The sequence below is a fragment of the Micromonospora echinospora genome (assembly GCF_900091495.1).
Taxonomy (GTDB): domain Bacteria; phylum Actinomycetota; class Actinomycetes; order Mycobacteriales; family Micromonosporaceae; genus Micromonospora; species Micromonospora echinospora.
On record NZ_LT607413.1, the window covers coordinates 1,582,477 to 1,599,461 of the forward strand.

Below are 16,985 nucleotides of genomic sequence, written 5' to 3' on the forward strand. Positions count from 1 at the left end.
ACCGGCACGCCGGACGGCCACCGCAGCGGCCGACCCGTCGCCGACGGTGCCGACCCCACCACTTAACGCCATCGACACCGGCCAGGGGAAGTGGTCGACCCCACCTGGTCTCGCCGGCTGGCCGCGTGGCACCGACCTGCGAGGATGACGTCATGTTCAGGCGCATCCGGGAGCAGGCCCGGGAGAACTACAGGCAGCAGCAAAAGATCAACAGGTCCCGGAACCCGGACGGCTGCTGCGACTGTTGCGACCTCGGGCTCTTCTCCACGATGCTGCTGCTCGGCTCGGCCCTGGCGAGCCGGACCGGGGCGCCGGGGCTGGACCGGGCGGGAGTGGCGGCGATCCGCGGTTATCGGCGCTGGCTGTCGCCGTACTGGCCCGGCCGGTGCCGGTTCAGCCCGACCTGCGGGGCGTACGGCCTGACCGCGGTGGAGCGGCACGGACTGGCGGTGGGCGGGCGGATGGCCGCCGGACGCGTGCGGCGCTGCCGCCCCTCGGTGCCACGCGGCACCCACGACCCGGTGCGCTGACCGGGGTCACCCCGTCGGGCGGGGCCCGGTGGCCGGGAGGACCCGACTCCACGGCCACCGGACGCTTCGCCGACTACTTCTCGGCGTGCAGCGCGACCAGGGCGCTGGCGGTGCGGAAGTACGGGTTCCGGCCGAGGTCGCCGACGGTGACGATGCCGAAGGCCTCCTTCAGCAGCTTGGCGTCGCCGGAGCTGACCCCGGCGAGGGCGGACACCGGGGCGTCGACCAGCTCGGTGAGGGTCTTGTCCTGGTACGCCTTGTCGACCAGTGCGGTGAGGTCGGCGGTGACGGGCATGCATTCTCCTTCGAGATCCCGGCCGGTGGCCGGAAACGATTGTGAACCACGACGAACGACACAGAAATGACCACGGGGCGAGCACGACACAATGGATCACCGCGTGGTCCTGTGTGGACCTCGTCGTACCGGCACGTTAGCAACGCAACCTGGGAAATCGCTGACAGAATCGGCGGAACGGGCTGCGGAAACGCCTTTCCCGGGCGGCTGGCTCCGCTGCCGGCCACATCGGCGGGGAGGGTGGCGGCGGCCGGTCATGATGGAACGGTGATTCGATTTCTGTTGAACCTGCTCTGGCTCGTCTTCGGCAGCGGAATCGTGCTGGGAATCGGCTACGGAATCGCGGCGCTGGTCTGCTTCGCACTCGTCGTGACGATCCCGTTCGGGGTGGCCTCGCTGCGGTTGGCCGCGTACTCGCTCTGGCCGTTCGGGCGCACCCTGGTCGAGAAGCCCGACGCCGGTCTGCCCTCCGGCATCGGGAACGTCGTCTGGCTGCTGGTCGCCGGCTGGTGGCTCGCCCTGGCGCACGTCGTCGCCGGGGTGGCCCAGTGCGTCACCATCGTCGGCATCCCGTTCGGCGTGGCGAACTTCAAGCTCGTCCCGGCCGCCCTCTGGCCGCTCGGGCGGCAGGTGGTCGACACCCCCTGACCGGCCCGGCCCGGCGCGCACGCCGGTCCCCGCGACCGGCCGCGACACCGGTCGCGGTCAGGAGCGTTCGCTGATCCGGTCCAGGTGCGCGGCGAGTTCGTCGGTGATCAACAGGTCGGTCCGGATCTGGTCGTGCGGGTACGCGGCCCGCCCCACCATGTGCGCGGCCACCGGCGCGCTGGCCAGTTGGAACACCCCGACCAGGACGAGGGTGGTGATGTCCACCCCGGTACGCAGTCGCAACGCGCAGCCGAGCAGGACCAGCAGCAGGCCGAGGACCTGGGGCTTGGCGGCGGCGTGCATCCGGGAGAGCAGGTCGGGGAAGCGGACCAGGGCCACCCCGGCGGCGAGACTGAGCAGCGCCCCGGCGATCAGGCAGACCGCAGCGATGGCGTCGAGGACGGCGTCGAGGCTCACTTCGGGCTCTTCCGCGCGGCGAAGCGGGCGACACTGACCGAGCTGACGAAGCCGAGGATGGCGAGCACCACCAGCACGGGCAGCGCGGTGGCGTCCCGACTGTACGCCGCCTCGGTGGCGATGGCGGCGACGACGACGGCCAGTAGCACGTCGGTGGCGACGGCCCGGTCGAGGATGGACGGTCCCCGGATGATCCGGGTCAGGGTCAGCGCGCCGGCCAGGGCGAGCAGGACGGTGACGGTCACGGCTACGGCGGTCATCTCGGTGCCCCTTACAGGTCGGCCGGCGGTGACGTGCCGGTGTGGGTGGCTTCGATCATGAGGCGCTGTTCGTCCTCGGAGCCGACGGCGGCGATGATCCGCTCCTCCAGCTCCAGGACCTCGCGCCGGAACTGCTCGACCTCCTCGATGGTGCGGACGCCGAGCACGTGGATGTAGAGGGTGCCGGTGGCCCGGTCGACCTCCAGGATGAGGCTGCCCGGCACCAGCGACAGGGCCTCGGCGGTGAGGGTGAGGTTCAGGTCGGTGTTGACCCGCAGCGGCACGGCGATGATCGCGCTGCGCGGTTCGTGCCCGAACCGGACGGCCAGCCAGGCGATCTGGGCGCTGGCCACCACCAGGTCGTAGAGGAAGCGGAGCCCGAAGCGGAGCAGCCCCAGCGGGTGCAGCCGCCCGGCGAAGGTCACCGGTGGCAGCGGGAACACGGCCAGCAGCACGGCGGCGACGAGCAGCCCGCTGATCAGGTTGGCCCAGGTGAAGGTGCCCCAGAGCAGCACCCAGACGGCGACCAGGCCGGTCACCGCGATCACCAGGTTGCGCCGCCGGTCGCGGCGGGTCAGTGGCGGGTTCGTCGGCTCGATCGGCTGGCCCGGCGTCATCGGATCGGCACTCACGGCGTCCCCTCCGGGTAGACGGCCTCCACGTACGGCGTACGTTGCAGCAGGTCGTCGGCGGCGTCGGTGCTGATGTCGAAGAGCGGCCCGGCGACCACGGTCAGGGCCAGCCCGAACACCACCAGGGCGGCGGTCGACCCGATCATCAGCTTGGGCAGCATCACGCCCGGCTGCCCGGCGGCCGGGTCCTCGTACGGTTGGTCCGCGTCGTCACGGCCGGTCGCCGTCGGCATGTCCGCGTGCGGTGCCCGCCAGAAGGCCAGGTTCCACACCCGGGCGATCGCGTAGAGGGTGAGCAGGCTGGTGACCAGACCGGCGGCGACCAACCCCCAGGCCAGCGGCCCACCGTCGTCGACCCCGGCCTGCACGAGGCCGAGCTTGCCGAGGAAGCCGGAGAAGGGCGGGATGCCGGCGAGGTTGAGCGCGGGTACGAAGAAAAGCACCGCGAGCAGCGGGGAGAGCCGGGCCAGCCCGCCGAGCCGGTCCAGGGCCGTGCTGCCGCCCCGCCGCTCGACCAGGCCGGCGGCGAGGAACAGGGTCGTCTGGATGGTGATGTGGTGCACCACGTAGAAGATCGCGGCGGCCAGGCCGAGCGAGGTGGTCAACCCCACCCCGAACAGCATGTAGCCGATATGGCTGATCAACGTGAAGGAGAGCAGTCGTTTGATGTCGGACTGGGCGACCGCGCCGAGGATGCCGACCAGCATGGTCAGTCCGGCCACCCAGAGCAGCAGGTCGGCGGTCCGGCCACCGGGGAAGAGCAGTGTTTCGGTACGGATGGTGGCGTACACGCCGACCTTGGTGAGCAGGCCGGCGAAGACCGCGGTGACCGGGGCGGGCGCGGTCGGGTAGCTGTCCGGCAGCCACGCCGACAGCGGGAAGACGGCGGCCTTGATGCCGAAGGCGAGCAGCAGCATGCCCTGGAGGACCAGGCGCAGGTCGTCGGGGAGGGCGTCGAGCCGTTCCACCAGCTGGGCGAGGTTGAGCGTGCCGGTCGCCGAGTAGACCAGCCCGATCGCCACCAGGAAGATCATCGACGACAGGAGGCTGACCACGACGTACGTGGTGCCGGCCCGGATCCGGGTCTCGGTGCTGCCCAGGGTCAGCAGCACGTAGCTGGCGACCAGCAGGATCTCGAACCCGACGTAGAGGTTGAACAGGTCACCGGAGAGGAACGCGTTGCACACGCCGGCGGTGAGCACCAGGTACGTGGGGTGGTAGACCGACAGCGGCGTCTCCTCGTCGCCGTCGGCCATACCCTGCCCGATGGAGTACACCAGCACGCAGAGGGTGACCGAGGCGGAGACGACGAGCATCAGCGCGGCGAGCTGGTCGGCGACCAGCACGATGCCGAGCGGCGCCACCCAGCCGCCCACCTCGACGACGAGCGGGCCGTCGACGGTGGAACGGATCAGCAGCAGCGCCGAGACCACCACGGTGGCGGTGAGCACGGTGAGGCTGACCCAGCGCTGGGCACGGGGCCGGCCGGCCAGCATGAGGGTGAGCGCCGCGCCGAGCAGCGGCATCACCACCGGCATCGGGACGAGGTGGTTCATCCGGCCCTCCCCGCGTCCGCGCCGGAGGGGGCGGGCACCGGATCGTCGTCCTCGCCCGGTTCACCGGCGGTCTGCTCGTCGGCGGTGCCCGGCCCCTCGTCCCGTTCGGCCAGGTCCATGATTCGGCGGTCCTCCACGTCGTCCTGCACCTCGTCGTGGCCGTTGAGGTGCCAGCTCCGGTAGGAGAGCGCGAGCAGGAACGCGGTCATGCCGAGGGTGATGACGATGGCGGTGAGCACCATCGCCTGGGGCAGCGGATCACTCATCTCCTCCTCGGGAGTGGTGCCGACGATCGGCGGCCCGCCGGCCCGGCCCCCGGTGAGCAGGAGCAGGTTGGCGCCGTTGCCGAGCAGGATGACGCCCATCAGCACCCGGGTGAGACTGCGCTCCAGCAGCAGGGTCACCCCGGCGGCGAAGAGCACGCCGACCACGAGCACGTAGGTGAGGTTCGGGGTCACACCAGCTCCTTGTCCCGCACCTCGGCCGGTACGTCGCTCCGTTCGGTCTCGTGCTGCCGGTCCATCTCCGCGCCGAGGCTGCGCAGGATGTCCAGCACCAGCCCGACCACGATCAGGTACACGCCGACGTCGAAGAAGACCGACGTGACGAAGTGCAGGTGACCCACGACCGGCAGGTGGAAGTCCAGCAGGGCGCTCTGGAGGAACTCCCCGCCGAACGGGATCGCGACCACCCCGGTGCCCACCGCCACGAACAGCCCCGCGCCGAGCAGCTTGCCCGCGTCGACCGGTGCGGCGCTGTTCAGCTCGGTGCGTCCGCCGGCCAGGTACCGCACGGTCAGGGCGAGACCGGCGACCAGGCCGGCGGCGAACCCGCCGCCGGGGGCGTTGTGGCCGGAGAAGAGCAGGTAGATGGAGAAGACCGCGATGGCGTGGAAGAGCAGCCGGGTGACCACCTGGAGGATCACCGACTGGCGGCGGGTGGTCGCGCCGGTGGTCAGCCACCGTGGTCGGGACGCCGTCGTGGTCGTCGCCCCGGGGATGCCGCTGCGCTTGTCCAGGTCACGGGAGCGCCGGAAGATCAGGCTGGCCACGCCGGTGGCGGCCACCACCAGGACGGCGATCTCGCCCATGGTGTCCCAGGCCCGGATGTCCACCAGGGTCACGTTGACCACGTTCTTGCCGCCGCCGTAGGAGACCGCCTCGTCCGGGAAGCCGACCGAGATCGGGACGGCCTGCCGGCCGGACGCGGCGACGTACGCCATGCCGGCGGTGACCGCGCCGACGGCGATGCCGAGCCCGATCCGACCGCGCCGGCTGGACCGGATCGGCCGCTCCGAGAACTTCTCCGGCAGGCGGCGCAGGACCAGCACGAACATCACGATCGTGACGGTCTCCACGAGGAACTGGGTCAGCGCCAGGTCGGGCGCGCCGTGCAGGACGAAGAGCACCGCGGTGCCGTAGCCGGCGACCCCGACCAGGATCATCGCGGTCAGCCGGCGCAGCGCCCGGGCGGCGGCGATCGCGGCGACGATCACCACGGCGGCGGCCACCGCCTGGAGCGGGGTGTCCCAGGCCCGGAACGAACCGGACCACGGGCTGCCGGCCAGCAGTGCGCTGCCGGGCAGGACGACCAGCACGATCAGGATGACGCCGAGGTAGAACGGGAGCGAACCACGCTGGGTCGCGCCGGTCAGCTCCACCGCCAGCCGGTCCACCCCGTTGACCACCCGCTGGTAGCCGGCGGCACCGTCGAACGGCAGCCACGCGCCGGTGCGCAGCCGCCCACGGTGGACCAGCAGGAACAGTCCGGCACCGGCCGCGACGGCCGCCACCGAGAGCCCGAGCGCGAGCGTCGGCCCGTGCCAGAGCGCCAGATGGTACGGGGTTCCGGTGGTCGGGTAGAGGTCGGCGTACGGGGCGAGCAGCCGGTCGACGGCCGGTGCGGACACGCCGACGACCAGCCCGGCGGCGGCGAGCAGGGCCGGTCCCGCCAGGAACGGCCAGCCCACCGGGTGCGTCGTCTCGGTCGTCGGCACCCCGGGCTTGGCGGCGAAGGCGCCCCAGAGGAAGCGCAGCGTGTACGCCACGGTCAGCGCCGAGCCGAGCACGACCCCGGCCAGCACCACCCGGTCGGCGACGCCGCCGTGCAGGAACGCCTCGTAGGCGGCCTCCTTGGCGACGAACCCGGCCAGCGGCGGCAGGCCGGCCATGGACGCGGCGGCGAGCGTGGCGACCACCGCCAGCGCCGGGGAGCGCCGGCCGAGTCCGCTGAGTTCGCGCAGGTCACGGGTGCCGGTGGCGTGGTCGATGATGCCGACCGAGAGGAACAGGGTGGCCTTGAACAACGCGTGGGCCAGCACCATCGCCACGCCGGCCAGCGCGGTGTCCCGGGTGCCCGCGCCGAGCACCACCATCAGCAGGCCGAGCTGGCTGACCGTGCCGTACGCCAGGAGCAGTTTGAGGTCGACCTGGCGCAGCGCCGACCAGGCACCGAGGAAGAGCGTGACCAGACCGGTGGTGAGCAGCACCGGCCGCCACGGGGCGACGTCGGCGACCGCCGGGCCCATCAGGGCGACCAGGAACACGCCGGCCTTGACCATGGCCGCGGCGTGCAGGTAGGCGCTGACCGGGGTGGGGGCCGCCATCGCGTTGGGCAGCCAGAAGTTGAACGGGAAGATCGCCGACTTGCTCATCGCGCCGAGCAGCACCAGCACCAGCGCCACGGCCAGGTAACCGCCGTCGGGGAGGTTCCCGGCGATCTCCGACCAGCGGTAGGTGCCGGCGTGCTGGCCGAGCATGATGAACCCGGCGAGCATGGCGAGACCGCCCAGCGTGGTGACCAGCAGGGCCTGCATGGCCGCCCGACGGCTGGCCCGCTTCGCCGGGTCGTACCCGATGAGCAGGTAGGAGAAGACGGTGGTCAGCTCCCAGAAGACGTAGAGCAGCAGCAGGTCGTCGGAGACCACCAGACCGAGCATCGCCCCGGCGAAGGCGACGAAGACCGCCGCGAACCGGCCCAGTCCGGGGTCGTCGGAGCTGAAGTAGTGCGCGCTGTACGCCAGCACCAGCGCGCCGACCCCGCCGACGAGGACGACCAGTAACCAGCCCAGCGCGCCCATCCGCAGGGCGATCTCCAACCCCAGCCCCGGCACCCAGGGGAAGGTCTCCACCACGGGGGTGCCGGAGCGGACCTGACCGGTGTGGGCGAGTGCCCAGACCAGGGTCGCGGCCGGCACGGCCGCCACGAGGTAGAGTGCCCGCCGCCCCCAGGTGCGTACCAGCGCCGGGGCGATCACAGCAGCGAGGGCATGGACCGCCACCAGTACCAGCACACGACCTCCCCAAGATCCACCCGGCTTTCCCACAACACTATCCAGGCAGACGGGAAATCAACACGGGTCGTGGGCCACGTCATCGATCAACTACGCCACGCGGGCCCGCCCTGACCAGCGGACCTGCTGGGCGCGAGGGGCGGTCAGTGCCCTTCCGGGCGGTCCGGGTGCCGGTGCGGCACCCGGGTGTGCGGGTCGTCACGGTCGATGCGCAGTTCCCGTTCGAGTTCGGCCACGACCGCGCGCAGGTCGTCCAGCCGTTGGCTGATGGCGATCCGGTCCACCTCGTCCGGCACGCCGTCGCCGTCTTCGTCGTAGTCCGGGGCGAGCCGCTCGGTCATCTCCAGCCGGCGGGCCTCCTCCATCGAGTTCACGATGACCGCGATCAGGATGTTGAGCAGCAGGTTCACCGTGATCAGCACGTAGCTGACGTAGTAGAGCAGGGTCCACGGGGAGAGGGCCATGCCCTGCTCGATCAGGTCCGGCAGCGTCTCCAGGGAGAGCAGCACGAACAGGGTCAGCAGCGAGCGGCCGATGTCCCCGTACTGCTCGGGGTAGGCGTCGGCGAAGATCAGCCAGCCGGCCATGCCGTAGACGTAGAGGGTCACCACGGCCAGCGCGAGGAAGCCGCCGACCCCCGGCAGGCTGCGCCACAGCGCGGCGACGATCGTGCGCAGGCCCGGGGAGAAGCGCACCAGCCGAACCATCCGGGCGACCCGCACCACCCGCAGCAGCGCGGAGTCGCCGTGCAGGCCGGGCAGGAAGATCGCCGAGATCACCACGAAGTCGAAGACGTTCCAGCCGTGCCGGAAGAAGTCCTGCGGGCGGCGGCCGTAGGCGAGCAGCCGGATGACGATCTCGGCGACGAAGGCGATCCGGAAGCACCACTCCAGGCCGTGCAGGATCGGCCCGGCCACCCCCAGGTGCGGGTACGTCTCGACGCCGAGCACCACCCCGTTGGCGATGATCACGACGACGATGGCGATCTCGAACGGGCGGGACCGGGCGATCCGACCGCAGCGGTCGGCCAGGCGGGACCGACCGTCCGCCCTGGTGGTGACGCCGCTCACCGGGCCGCAGCCACCGTGGCGCTCACCGGGCGCTGTCCCGCTCGGCCTCCCGGCGCAACCCGTCGGCTTCCATGTCGAGGTAGCGGCGGATCAGCCGACCGCCGACGAGGGCGGTGGGCCGGGCGAACGGTCCGTCCAGCCGCAGCGTGAGGGTGGCCTCGGACCGTCCCGGACCGGTCGGCCGCACCTGGTGGTCGCCGGTGGTGCGGACCCCGGGGCTGGTGGCCGTCCAGGCGAAGCCGGCCCCGTCGACCCGGGTGACCGTCCAGGTGTTCTCCGGCAGACGGTGCTGCTTGAGCCGGACGGTCTCGCCGACCGTGAGCGCCCCGGACGCCGGCCGGTCGAGCCGGGCGACGGACGCGTTCCAGCGCGGCCAGCCCGCCACGTCCCGCAGCACCCGGGCGACCTCCTCGGCCGGCGCGGCGATCTCCACCTTCCGGTGGTACGCGATGCCCAACGTCCTCACGCCTCCTCCCCGTCCAGGTCAATCATGAACGGTGCTCGCCCCGGCACAGGTCACCGGGGCGGGAATTCGGATTGGCACGTACCGCCCCCGTGCCTACCCTGCGGACGGGAGACCACCTGCCACCGCACCGGAGCGGCCGGCGCACCGGAGCCGAGGAGGCGTTCGTTGGATCTCGACCGCAGTCACGTCATCCGCGAGGGCGACCTGCGCATCCTCAACCCGTTCGACGCCGGGAAACTGGCCACCCTCGGACAGGCGATCCGCCTGCGTCCCGGGATGTCCCTGCTGGACCTGTGCTGCGGCAAGGGTGAGCTGCTCTGCACCTGGGCCCGGGAGCACGGGATCTCCGGCACCGGCGTCGACATCAGCACCGCCTTCGTCGCCGCCGCCGGGGAGCGCGCCGCCGAGCTGGGGGTGGCCGACCGGGTCCGCTTCGTGCACGGCGACGCCGCCGCGTACGTACCCGGGGAACTCGTCGACGTGGCCGCCTGCGTCGGTGCCACCTGGATCGGCGGGGGTGTCCCCGGCACGCTGGAGATCCTGGAACGCGCCCTGCGCCCCGGCGGGATGCTGCTGGTCGGCGAGCCCTACTGGCGGCGGACGCCCCCGGACCAGGCGACCGTCCAGGGCTGCCACGCCACCTCCCGGGAGGACTTCCACGAGCTGCCGGGTCTGGTCGAGCTGTTCGGGCGGTGCGGCTTCGACCTGGTCGAGATGGTCCTCGCCGACCAGGACAGTTGGGACCGGTACGCGGCGGCGCACTGGCTCAACCTGAGCCGGTGGCTGGACGACAACCCGGACGACGACCTCGCCCCGCAGTTGCGCGCCGAGCTGACCGAGGACCCGGTCCGCCACGTGCGGTACGTCCGGGAGTACCTGGGCTGGGGGGTCTTCGCGCTGCGCCGCCGCTGACCGGACGGCGGGCCGGCAGGGGCGGCGGGCACGCTGCCGCACGTCTCGCCCGCCCGCGGCCTCGATCGTGTGGGCGACCCCGGTGGGTCGTCAGCGACTCCGGACCGAGAGCCTGCGCGCCAGCCCGACCAGCTCGGTCCGCGCGTCGTCCACGATCGACGCCTCGTGGAGCGCGGCCACGGCCTCCTCGGTCCGGGCGGCGATCATCTCCTCCACCCGGCGCAGGCCGCCGGTGTCGACGATGATCTCCCGAAGGACGTCCGCGCCGGCCCGGTCGAGGTGGGGATCACCGTGCCACCGGTCGATCTGGGCGGCCTGCGCGTCGCTGGCGGCCTGCCGGGTGAGCGCCATCAGCACGGTCGCCTTGCCGTCGCGCAGGTCGGTCAGGGTGGACTTGCCGGTGCACGTGTCGTCGCCGAAGACGCCGAGCACGTCGTCGCGGAGCTGGAACGCCTCGCCGAGCGGGATGCCGATCCGGGAGAAGGTGGCCAGCTCGGCGCGGTCGGCACCGGCCCACGCGGCCCCGATCTGGAGCGGACGCTCCACCGTGTAGCGGGCGCACTTGTAGCGCAGGATCCGCAGGCAGTCGTCCAGCCCGGCACCGGCGACCTCGCCTCGGACGTCGAGGTACTGCCCCATCATCGCCTCGACGCGCATCCGCTGGAACAACGTCCGTACCCGGTCCACCCGGTCGGCGCTGCCGCCGCTGCAGAACAGCTGCTCGGACCAGACCAGGCAGAGGTCTCCCCAGAGGATCGCCATGTTCCGGCCGAACCGCTCGGCGTCCCCGCGCCAGCCGCGTCGCCGGTGCCGGTCGGCGAGGTCGACGTGCAGGGTCGGCCGGCCACGTCGGGTGTCGCTGTCGTCCATGACGTCGTCGTGGATCAGCGCGAAGGCGTGGAACAGCTCCAGGGCGGCGGCGACCCGGGCCACCCCGGGCCCGCCCCCGCCGCAGGCCCGCCAGCCCAGGTGACAGAAGGTCGGCCGGGTCCGCTTGCCGGCCGCGCCTAGGACGAAGGAGCGGAGCAGTTCGACCCCGTGCCGCCAGTCCTCGTCGCCGGTGGCGTCGAGCTGTCCACCGAGGAACTCGGCGAGCACCGCGTCGACCTCCCGCCGGAGCGACCCGGCCCCGGGATCGGCGGTCACCGCCGTCGGGCCGATGGCCACCGCCGGGGTCGCGCCACCTACGTTGATCATGAGTGTTCTCCCCTCAGCCGTCAGCCGGTCGGCCGTGACCGCACGGTCCCCGCCGCAGGCCTGCCGGGTGACGCGGTGGTGTCAGGGCGGGTCACCGAGCTCCGCCAGCCACCGGCGGAACCGCACAGCCGGCGACCGCCGGATCGACGATTTCCGCCCGTCCCGCCGTCACGAAATCCGACCGTCCACATACGCGGGCGCTGTTCCCTTCCTGAAGGCAGCGGTTCACGCACTGCGTGGCCGGTTTCGGCAATCGCGAGCGACAATTCGGCAACGCTCGATGGATTGTATCGGAACGGGAACTCGACGACGGCCCTCGACGGGCATTTTTCCCGCCCCGCCCTGCCACCCGGCGGGGCCGCGACCACTCGCCGTTTCCGCAGCTCAGGCAGGATCCAGCCGGAACGCCGGCGGTTCGGCGGGACGACGACGCAACAGGCCTACGCGCACTTCCCGCACGGACCCGACCTGCCGTTCACCGGCCGCACGCCGCCGGGATCGGCGCCGTCGGGCCGCGACCCGACCGGGCACCCGCCCGCGCATTGGTCCAGCCGACCCGGCGCATTTCCCCGGCACCCCGTCGCACACCGCAGAGAATTGGCGCGCCGACGGGCCGGCCGCGATCCCGGCCCACCAGCGGCAACAGGACCATCACCCAACCTTGACAGATCTAACTAAGGTTAGGTTAACCTAACCGCCATGAGTGGTCGGGACAGTCACGTCGAGGGTCTGCGCGGCGTGGATCTGCGTCTGGGTTACCACGGGGCGACCGTGGTCCACGACGCCGCCATCACGTTGCGTCCCGGCGCGGTGACCGCCCTGGTGGGGCCGAACGGCAGCGGCAAGTCGACGCTGCTGCGCGGACTCGCCCGGCTCCACCCGCTGGAACACGGCGAGGTGCAGCTCGCCGACGGCACCTCGGCCCGGACGCTCACGGCCCGGGAGTTCGCCCGCCGGGTGACGCTGCTGGCCCAGAGCCGACCCACCCCCAGCGGGGTCACCGTCCGGGACGTGGTCGGCTACGGCCGGCACCCGTACCGGGGACGCTGGCGGGCCGGCGACCCCGACGGTCCGGCCATGGTCGACCGGGCCATGGCGACCACCGGCGTCACCGCGATGGCGGACCGACCGGTCGACGAACTCTCCGGCGGGGAGTTGCAGCGGGTCTGGCTGGCCACCTGTCTGGCCCAGGACACCGGCGTGCTGCTGCTCGACGAGCCGACCACCTTCCTCGACCTGCGCTACCAGGTCGAGATCCTCGACCTGATGCGGGACCTCGCCGACGACGACCGGGTCGCCGTCGGTGTCGTCCTGCACGACCTCAACCAGGCCGCCGCCGTCGCCGACGAGGTGGTGCTCCTGCACGCCGGACGCGTCCGGGCCACCGGCTCTCCCGCCGATGTCCTGACCGAGGAGGCCCTGACCGAGACGTACGGCATCCGCATCGAGGTGACCGTCGACCCGCTCAACGGGCTCCTCAGCACCCGACCCGTCGGCCGGCACTCGACCAGGTCCCTCGCCTGACCCGCCAACCGAACCACGAGCAGAGAAGACGTCATGATGCGTACCCGCGCGACCCTCCTGGTCGCCGCCGTCGCCGCGCTGGCACTGGGTGCCTGCGGCACCACCGAAGACCCGGCCGCGAGCCCCTCCGCCTCCGACGCCGCGTCCAGCGGCCCGGTGACCGTCACCGACAGCCGGGGCAAGGCCGTCACCCTCAAGGCGCCGGCCACCAAGGTCGTCGCGCTGGAGTGGGCCGAGGCCGAGATCCTGGCCAGCCTGGGTGTCATGCCGGCCGGCGTGGCCGACCCCAAGGGTTACGCCACCTGGGTCACCTCCGTGAAGCTCGACGGCACCGTCAAGGACGTCGGCACCCGGGGCGAGCCCAGCGTCGACTCGATCGTCGCGCTCCAGCCCGACCTGGTCGTGATGGCGGACGACCGGGGCGGCGCGGTCGTCTCGCAGCTGGAGAAGTACGTCCCGGTGCTGGTCACCAAGGCCAGCGACGCCAAGGACAACATCGGCCGGATGCGGTCGGACGTGACCATGATCGCCCAGGCGACCGGTAAGACCGCCGAGGGCGAGAAGCTGCTCGCCGACTTCGACGCCGCGATCGCCGACGGCAAGAAGAAGATCGCCGACGCCGGGGCGGCCGGGCGGCAGTTCACCGTCGCCGACGGCTGGAAGGACGGCAGCAACGTCACCGTCCGGATGTTCGGTCAGGGCGCCTTCGTCTCCCAGATCGGCATCCAGCTCGGCCTGAAGAACGCCTGGACCGGCAAGGTCGACGAGGTGTGGGGGCTGGGCCAGACCGACGTCGAGGGCCTGACCGTCCTCAAGGGCCAGGACCTGACCTTCTTCTACAACGCCTCGGACGGCGACGACGTCTTCAAGGACGGCCTCGCCGGCAACGCGATCTGGAAGTCGCTGCCCTTCGTGCAGCAGAACAAGCTGCACCGGATGCCGGACGGCATCTGGACCTTCGGCGGGCCGCTCTCCGGCAAGCAGTACGTCGACGAGTTCGTGAAGGTCTACACGGCTTGAGCCAGCTCAGCACGCCCGTTCGTCCGGGAGCGGCCACCACGGCCGTCCCGGGCGGACCGCTCGCCCCCTCCCGCGTCGTCACCGCCTTCGTCCTCGCCGTCGGTCTCGTCCTGGTGATCACGGCGGTGCACCTGACCCAGGGCACCTCCACCGTCGGCGCGCTCGACCTGCTGCGCCTGCTCGTCGGCTCGGACGACGAGGCGGCCCGGGTGCTGGTCGCCTCCCGGATCCCCCGGCTGCTCGCCGGACTCGCCGTCGGCGTCGCGCTCGGCTTCGCCGGGGCCGCCCTCCAGTCCCTGGCCCGCAACCCGCTGGCGTCCCCGGACACCCTCGCGGTCAACGCCGGGGCGCACCTGGCGATCGTGACCGTGGCGGCGTTCGGCATCTCGCTGCCGGTGTTCTCCTCCGGCGTGATCGCCTTCGTCGGTGGCCTGCTCGCCGCCGGCCTGGTGCTGACGCTCGCCACCGGCGGCCAGGCCGCCACCACCCGGCTGATCCTCGCCGGTTCGGCCACCGCGCTCGCCCTGAGCTCCGTCACCATGCTGCTGATGCTCCTCTTCGAGCAGGCCACGATCGGTCTGTTCGCCTGGGGCAACGGCTCGCTGGTGCAGGCCGACCTGGCGGCGTTCACCCAGCTCGCCCCGGTGATCGCGATCGCCGCCGCGCTGCTGGTCGCCCTCGGACACCGGATGGACGTGCTCGCCCTCGGCGACGACACCGCCACCGTGCTCGGACTGGACGTCCGACGCACCCGCCTCCTGGTGGTCGTGCTCGCCGTCCTGCTCTCCGCCGCCGCGGTGACCCTCGCCGGGCCGATCGGCTTCGTCGGGCTCTGCGCCCCGGTGATCGTCCGGCTGCTCGGCCGGATCGTCCCCGGCGTGCACCGGCACCGGGTCCTGCTGCCGCTCTCCGGCCTGGCCGGCGTGGTCATCGTGCTCGGCTCCGACGTGCTGCTGCGGGCCGTCCTCGGCGGGCAGGCCGGAGTGGACGTGCCGACCGGTGTGGTCACCACCCTCTTCGGCGCGGTCCTGATGGTGTGGCTGGCCCGCCGCTACCGGGACGCCGGTCCCACCCGTCGCCCGCCCGGCGGGCACGCGGCGGTGCGGTCCCGCACCTTCCATCTCGGCGTGGTCACCGCCGCCGCCCTGGTCACCGTCGCCGCGGTGGTGGTCGGCATGCTCTTCGGGGACACCTGGGTGCTCCTCGGCGACGTGGTCAACTGGGTGCAGGGACGGACCGGTCCGGCGTACACCTTCGTGCTGGACCAGCGCTGGCCCCGGGTCGCGGCGGCGCTGCTGGCCGGCGCGGCTCTCGCGGTCGCCGGCACCACCGTGCAGGCGGTCTGCCGCAACCCGCTCGCCGAGCCGGGCATCCTCGGCATCACCGGTGGCGCCGGCATCGGCGCGGTGGCGCTGCTGACCTTCGTCCCGCTGGCCGGGGTCGCGGCCATCTCCGGAGCCGCCGGGCTCGGCGCGATCCTGGCGTTCGCCCTGGTCTACGGGCTGGCCCGGCAGGGCGGCCTCAGCTCCGACCGCCTGGTGCTGATCGGCTTCGCGGTCTGGCAGGGCGGCACCGCCATCATCACCTTCATCATCGTCACCTCCGACCCGTGGAACACCGGCAAGGCGCTGACCTGGCTCTCCGGCTCCACCTACGGCCGGACCGCCCCGCAGATCCTCCCGGTGGCGATCGCGCTGCTGCTCAGCATCCCGGCCGTCGTCGCGGCCCGGCGGGAACTCGACCTGCTCTCGCTGGACGACGACACCCCCCGGGTGCTCGGCGTCCGGCTGGAGCGCACCCGGCTGCTCGCCCTGGGCGCGGCGGCGCTGCTCACCTCGACGGCGGTCAGCGCGGTCGGCGTGATCGGCTTCGTCGGGCTGGTCGCCCCACACGCCGCCCGGGCCCTGGTCGGCGGTCGCCACTCGCGGGTGCTGCCGGTCGCCGTGCTGCTCGGCGCGGCCCTGGTCAGCCTCGCCGACACCCTCGGCCGCACGGTCATCGCTCCCGCCCAGGTCCCCGCCGGCCTGGTCACCGCGCTGGTCGGCACCCCCTACTTCGTCTGGTTGCTGTGGCGCTCGCGCGGCGCGGCGACCGGGCCGCGATGAGTTCCCGACCGGTGGTCCGGCACCCGTACCGGACCACCGCGCACCGATAAAGGAAGGCCGTCATGCCGAGCACCCTCTCCGTCGCCCCCTGGCGCGTCTTCGCCGTCGAGGTCCGTGCGCTGCGCCGGCTCAGCCCGTCGTTCCTGCGGGTAACCTTCAGCGGCCCGGACCTGGACCGGTTCGCCGACAACGGGTACGACCAGCGGATCAAGGTGGCGCTGCCGCGCACCGGCGAGACGGCGGCCGAACTGCCGCACGGCGCCGACTGGTACCAGCAGTGGCGGACGCTGCCGGAGGAGTCGCGCTGCCACATCCGGACGTACACGGTCCGGGCGGTCCGGCAGGACGTCCAGGAGGTGGACGTCGACCTGGTGCTGCACGGCGACGGCGGACCGGCCACCCGGTGGGCGCGACGGGCCCGGCTCGGCGACCGGCTCGCCCTGGTGGGCCCGGACGCCGGGTACGACGGCGTGCACGGCGGGGTCGAGTTCCGGCCCCCGGCGGTCGGGACGCTGCTGCTCGCCGGGGACGAGACGGCCGCCCCGGCGATCTGCGCCATCCTGGAACGGCTGCCGGCCAACGCCCGGGGCCACGCCCTGATCGAGGTGCCCGACACCGGCGACGTCCTGCCGGTGAGCGCTCCGTCCGGCGTGACGGTGACCTGGCTGCCCCGGATCGGCGCGGCCCACGGCAGCCGGCTCGCCCCGACCGTGGCGGCGCTCGCCGGGGAACTGCTGCCGGCCGCCCGGCCCGCTCTCGCGCTGGCCGGCGTACCGGCCGGGTCGCTGGCCGAGGTGGACGTCGACCGGGACATCCTCTGGGAGGTGCCGGACGTGCCCCCCGCCGCCCCGCTCTACGCCTGGCTGGCCGGCGAGGCGGCGGTGATCCGGGGACTGCGCCGGCACCTGGTCACCGAACGGGGGCTCGACCGGAGCGCGGTGGCCTTCATGGGCTACTGGCGACTCGGCCGCACCGCCGACTGACGGCCGGCCGCTTGATCGACTCGTTCTGCGGTATGTCGGCCCCATCCGGGCCACGGACACCCCGACATACCGCAAGAC

At 72.7% G+C, this 16,985-nt stretch carries 17 protein-coding genes; 7 read left to right on the plus strand and 10 right to left on the minus strand.

The window, feature by feature from the left end; all coding sequences use genetic code 11:
* Positions 1-152: 152 nt before the first annotated feature.
* Entirely contained in the window at positions 153-530 is a 378-nt protein-coding gene (yidD, locus tag GA0070618_RS07025; protein ID WP_088980917.1) for a membrane protein insertion efficiency factor YidD, read from the plus strand.
* A gap of 73 nt (positions 531-603) precedes the next feature.
* Here the strand turns inward: yidD and GA0070618_RS07030 are convergent, their stop codons facing one another.
* The gene (locus GA0070618_RS07030) at positions 604-825 is read right to left on the minus strand and encodes a hypothetical protein (RefSeq protein ID WP_088980918.1); all 222 of its coding nucleotides are present in this window, start codon (positions 823-825) and stop codon (positions 604-606) included.
* Between the two features lie 267 nt (positions 826-1,092).
* Between GA0070618_RS07030 and GA0070618_RS07035 the strand changes: the two genes are divergently transcribed.
* Positions 1,093-1,473, plus strand: a complete 381-nt coding sequence (locus tag GA0070618_RS07035; RefSeq protein ID WP_088980919.1) for a YccF domain-containing protein — start codon at positions 1,093-1,095, stop codon at positions 1,471-1,473.
* Positions 1,474-1,530: 57 nt separating this feature from the next.
* Here GA0070618_RS07035 and mnhG read toward each other — a convergent pair whose 3' ends face one another.
* The 8 genes from mnhG to GA0070618_RS07075 all read right to left on the minus strand — a co-directional run bounded on the left by mnhG (position 1,531) and on the right by GA0070618_RS07075 (position 9,166).
* Positions 1,531-1,890: a monovalent cation/H(+) antiporter subunit G gene (gene mnhG / locus GA0070618_RS07040; protein ID WP_088980920.1), complete on the minus strand. Its 360-nt coding sequence runs from the start codon at positions 1,888-1,890 to the stop codon at positions 1,531-1,533.
* The gene (locus GA0070618_RS07045; RefSeq protein WP_088980921.1) at positions 1,887-2,150 is read right to left on the minus strand and encodes a monovalent cation/H+ antiporter complex subunit F; all 264 of its coding nucleotides are present in this window, start codon (positions 2,148-2,150) and stop codon (positions 1,887-1,889) included. Before GA0070618_RS07045 ends, mnhG begins: the two co-directional genes overlap by 4 nt.
* A gap of 11 nt (positions 2,151-2,161) precedes the next feature.
* Entirely contained in the window at positions 2,162-2,767 is a 606-nt protein-coding gene (locus tag GA0070618_RS07050; protein WP_088980922.1) for a Na+/H+ antiporter subunit E, read from the minus strand.
* Positions 2,768-2,778: 11 nt separating this feature from the next.
* Positions 2,779-4,338 (minus strand): Na+/H+ antiporter subunit D, encoded by a 1,560-nt coding sequence (locus GA0070618_RS07055; RefSeq protein WP_088980923.1) that lies wholly within the window; start codon positions 4,336-4,338, stop codon positions 2,779-2,781.
* Complete coding sequence (locus GA0070618_RS07060) at positions 4,335-4,796, minus strand: Na(+)/H(+) antiporter subunit C (RefSeq protein ID WP_088980924.1); 462 nt, start codon at positions 4,794-4,796, stop codon at positions 4,335-4,337. Before GA0070618_RS07060 ends, GA0070618_RS07055 begins: the two co-directional genes overlap by 4 nt.
* Entirely contained in the window at positions 4,793-7,630 is a 2,838-nt protein-coding gene (locus GA0070618_RS07065; protein ID WP_088980925.1) for a Na+/H+ antiporter subunit A, read from the minus strand. Before GA0070618_RS07065 ends, GA0070618_RS07060 begins: the two co-directional genes overlap by 4 nt.
* A 143-nt stretch (positions 7,631-7,773) precedes the next feature.
* Positions 7,774-8,700, minus strand: a complete 927-nt coding sequence (locus GA0070618_RS07070; RefSeq protein ID WP_088980926.1) for an ion transporter — start codon at positions 8,698-8,700, stop codon at positions 7,774-7,776.
* A gap of 22 nt (positions 8,701-8,722) precedes the next feature.
* Entirely contained in the window at positions 8,723-9,166 is a 444-nt protein-coding gene (locus GA0070618_RS07075) for an SRPBCC family protein (protein WP_231931642.1), read from the minus strand.
* Between the two features lie 165 nt (positions 9,167-9,331).
* Between GA0070618_RS07075 and GA0070618_RS07080 the strand changes: the two genes are divergently transcribed.
* Positions 9,332-10,078, plus strand: a complete 747-nt coding sequence (locus GA0070618_RS07080; protein ID WP_088980927.1) for an SAM-dependent methyltransferase — start codon at positions 9,332-9,334, stop codon at positions 10,076-10,078.
* A gap of 90 nt (positions 10,079-10,168) precedes the next feature.
* Here the strand turns inward: GA0070618_RS07080 and GA0070618_RS07085 are convergent, their stop codons facing one another.
* The gene (locus GA0070618_RS07085; RefSeq protein WP_088980928.1) at positions 10,169-11,275 is read right to left on the minus strand and encodes a polyprenyl synthetase family protein; all 1,107 of its coding nucleotides are present in this window, start codon (positions 11,273-11,275) and stop codon (positions 10,169-10,171) included.
* A gap of 699 nt (positions 11,276-11,974) precedes the next feature.
* Between GA0070618_RS07085 and GA0070618_RS07090 the strand changes: the two genes are divergently transcribed.
* From GA0070618_RS07090 to GA0070618_RS07105, 4 genes are all read left to right on the plus strand, one after another.
* Positions 11,975-12,799: an ABC transporter ATP-binding protein gene (locus tag GA0070618_RS07090; protein WP_088980929.1), complete on the plus strand. Its 825-nt coding sequence runs from the start codon at positions 11,975-11,977 to the stop codon at positions 12,797-12,799.
* A 33-nt stretch (positions 12,800-12,832) separates the two neighbouring features.
* Positions 12,833-13,819, plus strand: a complete 987-nt coding sequence (locus GA0070618_RS07095; RefSeq protein WP_088980930.1) for an ABC transporter substrate-binding protein — start codon at positions 12,833-12,835, stop codon at positions 13,817-13,819.
* Positions 13,816-15,924 carry an iron ABC transporter permease gene (locus GA0070618_RS07100; RefSeq protein ID WP_088980931.1) on the plus strand — a complete coding sequence of 703 codons (2,109 nt, stop codon included), beginning with the start codon at positions 13,816-13,818 and terminating at the stop codon, positions 15,922-15,924. Before GA0070618_RS07095 ends, GA0070618_RS07100 begins: the two co-directional genes overlap by 4 nt.
* A 62-nt stretch (positions 15,925-15,986) precedes the next feature.
* Positions 15,987-16,907, plus strand: a complete 921-nt coding sequence (locus GA0070618_RS07105) for a siderophore-interacting protein (RefSeq protein ID WP_088980932.1) — start codon at positions 15,987-15,989, stop codon at positions 16,905-16,907.
* Positions 16,908-16,985: the final 78 nt, after the last annotated feature.

Coding starts and splice junctions, on each gene's coding strand:
- GA0070618_RS07085 (WP_088980928.1), bottom strand. CDS start 11,275: ATGATCAACGTAGGTGGCGCGACCCCGGCGGTGGCCATCGGCCCGACG.
- GA0070618_RS07045 (WP_088980921.1), bottom strand. CDS start 2,150: ATGACCGCCGTAGCCGTGACCGTCACCGTCCTGCTCGCCCTGGCCGGC.
- GA0070618_RS07095 (WP_088980930.1), top strand. CDS start 12,833: ATGATGCGTACCCGCGCGACCCTCCTGGTCGCCGCCGTCGCCGCGCTG.
- GA0070618_RS07105 (WP_088980932.1), top strand. CDS start 15,987: ATGCCGAGCACCCTCTCCGTCGCCCCCTGGCGCGTCTTCGCCGTCGAG.
- GA0070618_RS07055 (WP_088980923.1), bottom strand. CDS start 4,338: ATGAACCACCTCGTCCCGATGCCGGTGGTGATGCCGCTGCTCGGCGCG.
- GA0070618_RS07050 (WP_088980922.1), bottom strand. CDS start 2,767: ATGACGCCGGGCCAGCCGATCGAGCCGACGAACCCGCCACTGACCCGC.
- GA0070618_RS07030 (WP_088980918.1), bottom strand. CDS start 825: ATGCCCGTCACCGCCGACCTCACCGCACTGGTCGACAAGGCGTACCAG.
- GA0070618_RS07090 (WP_088980929.1), top strand. CDS start 11,975: ATGAGTGGTCGGGACAGTCACGTCGAGGGTCTGCGCGGCGTGGATCTG.
- yidD (WP_088980917.1), top strand. CDS start 153: ATGTTCAGGCGCATCCGGGAGCAGGCCCGGGAGAACTACAGGCAGCAG.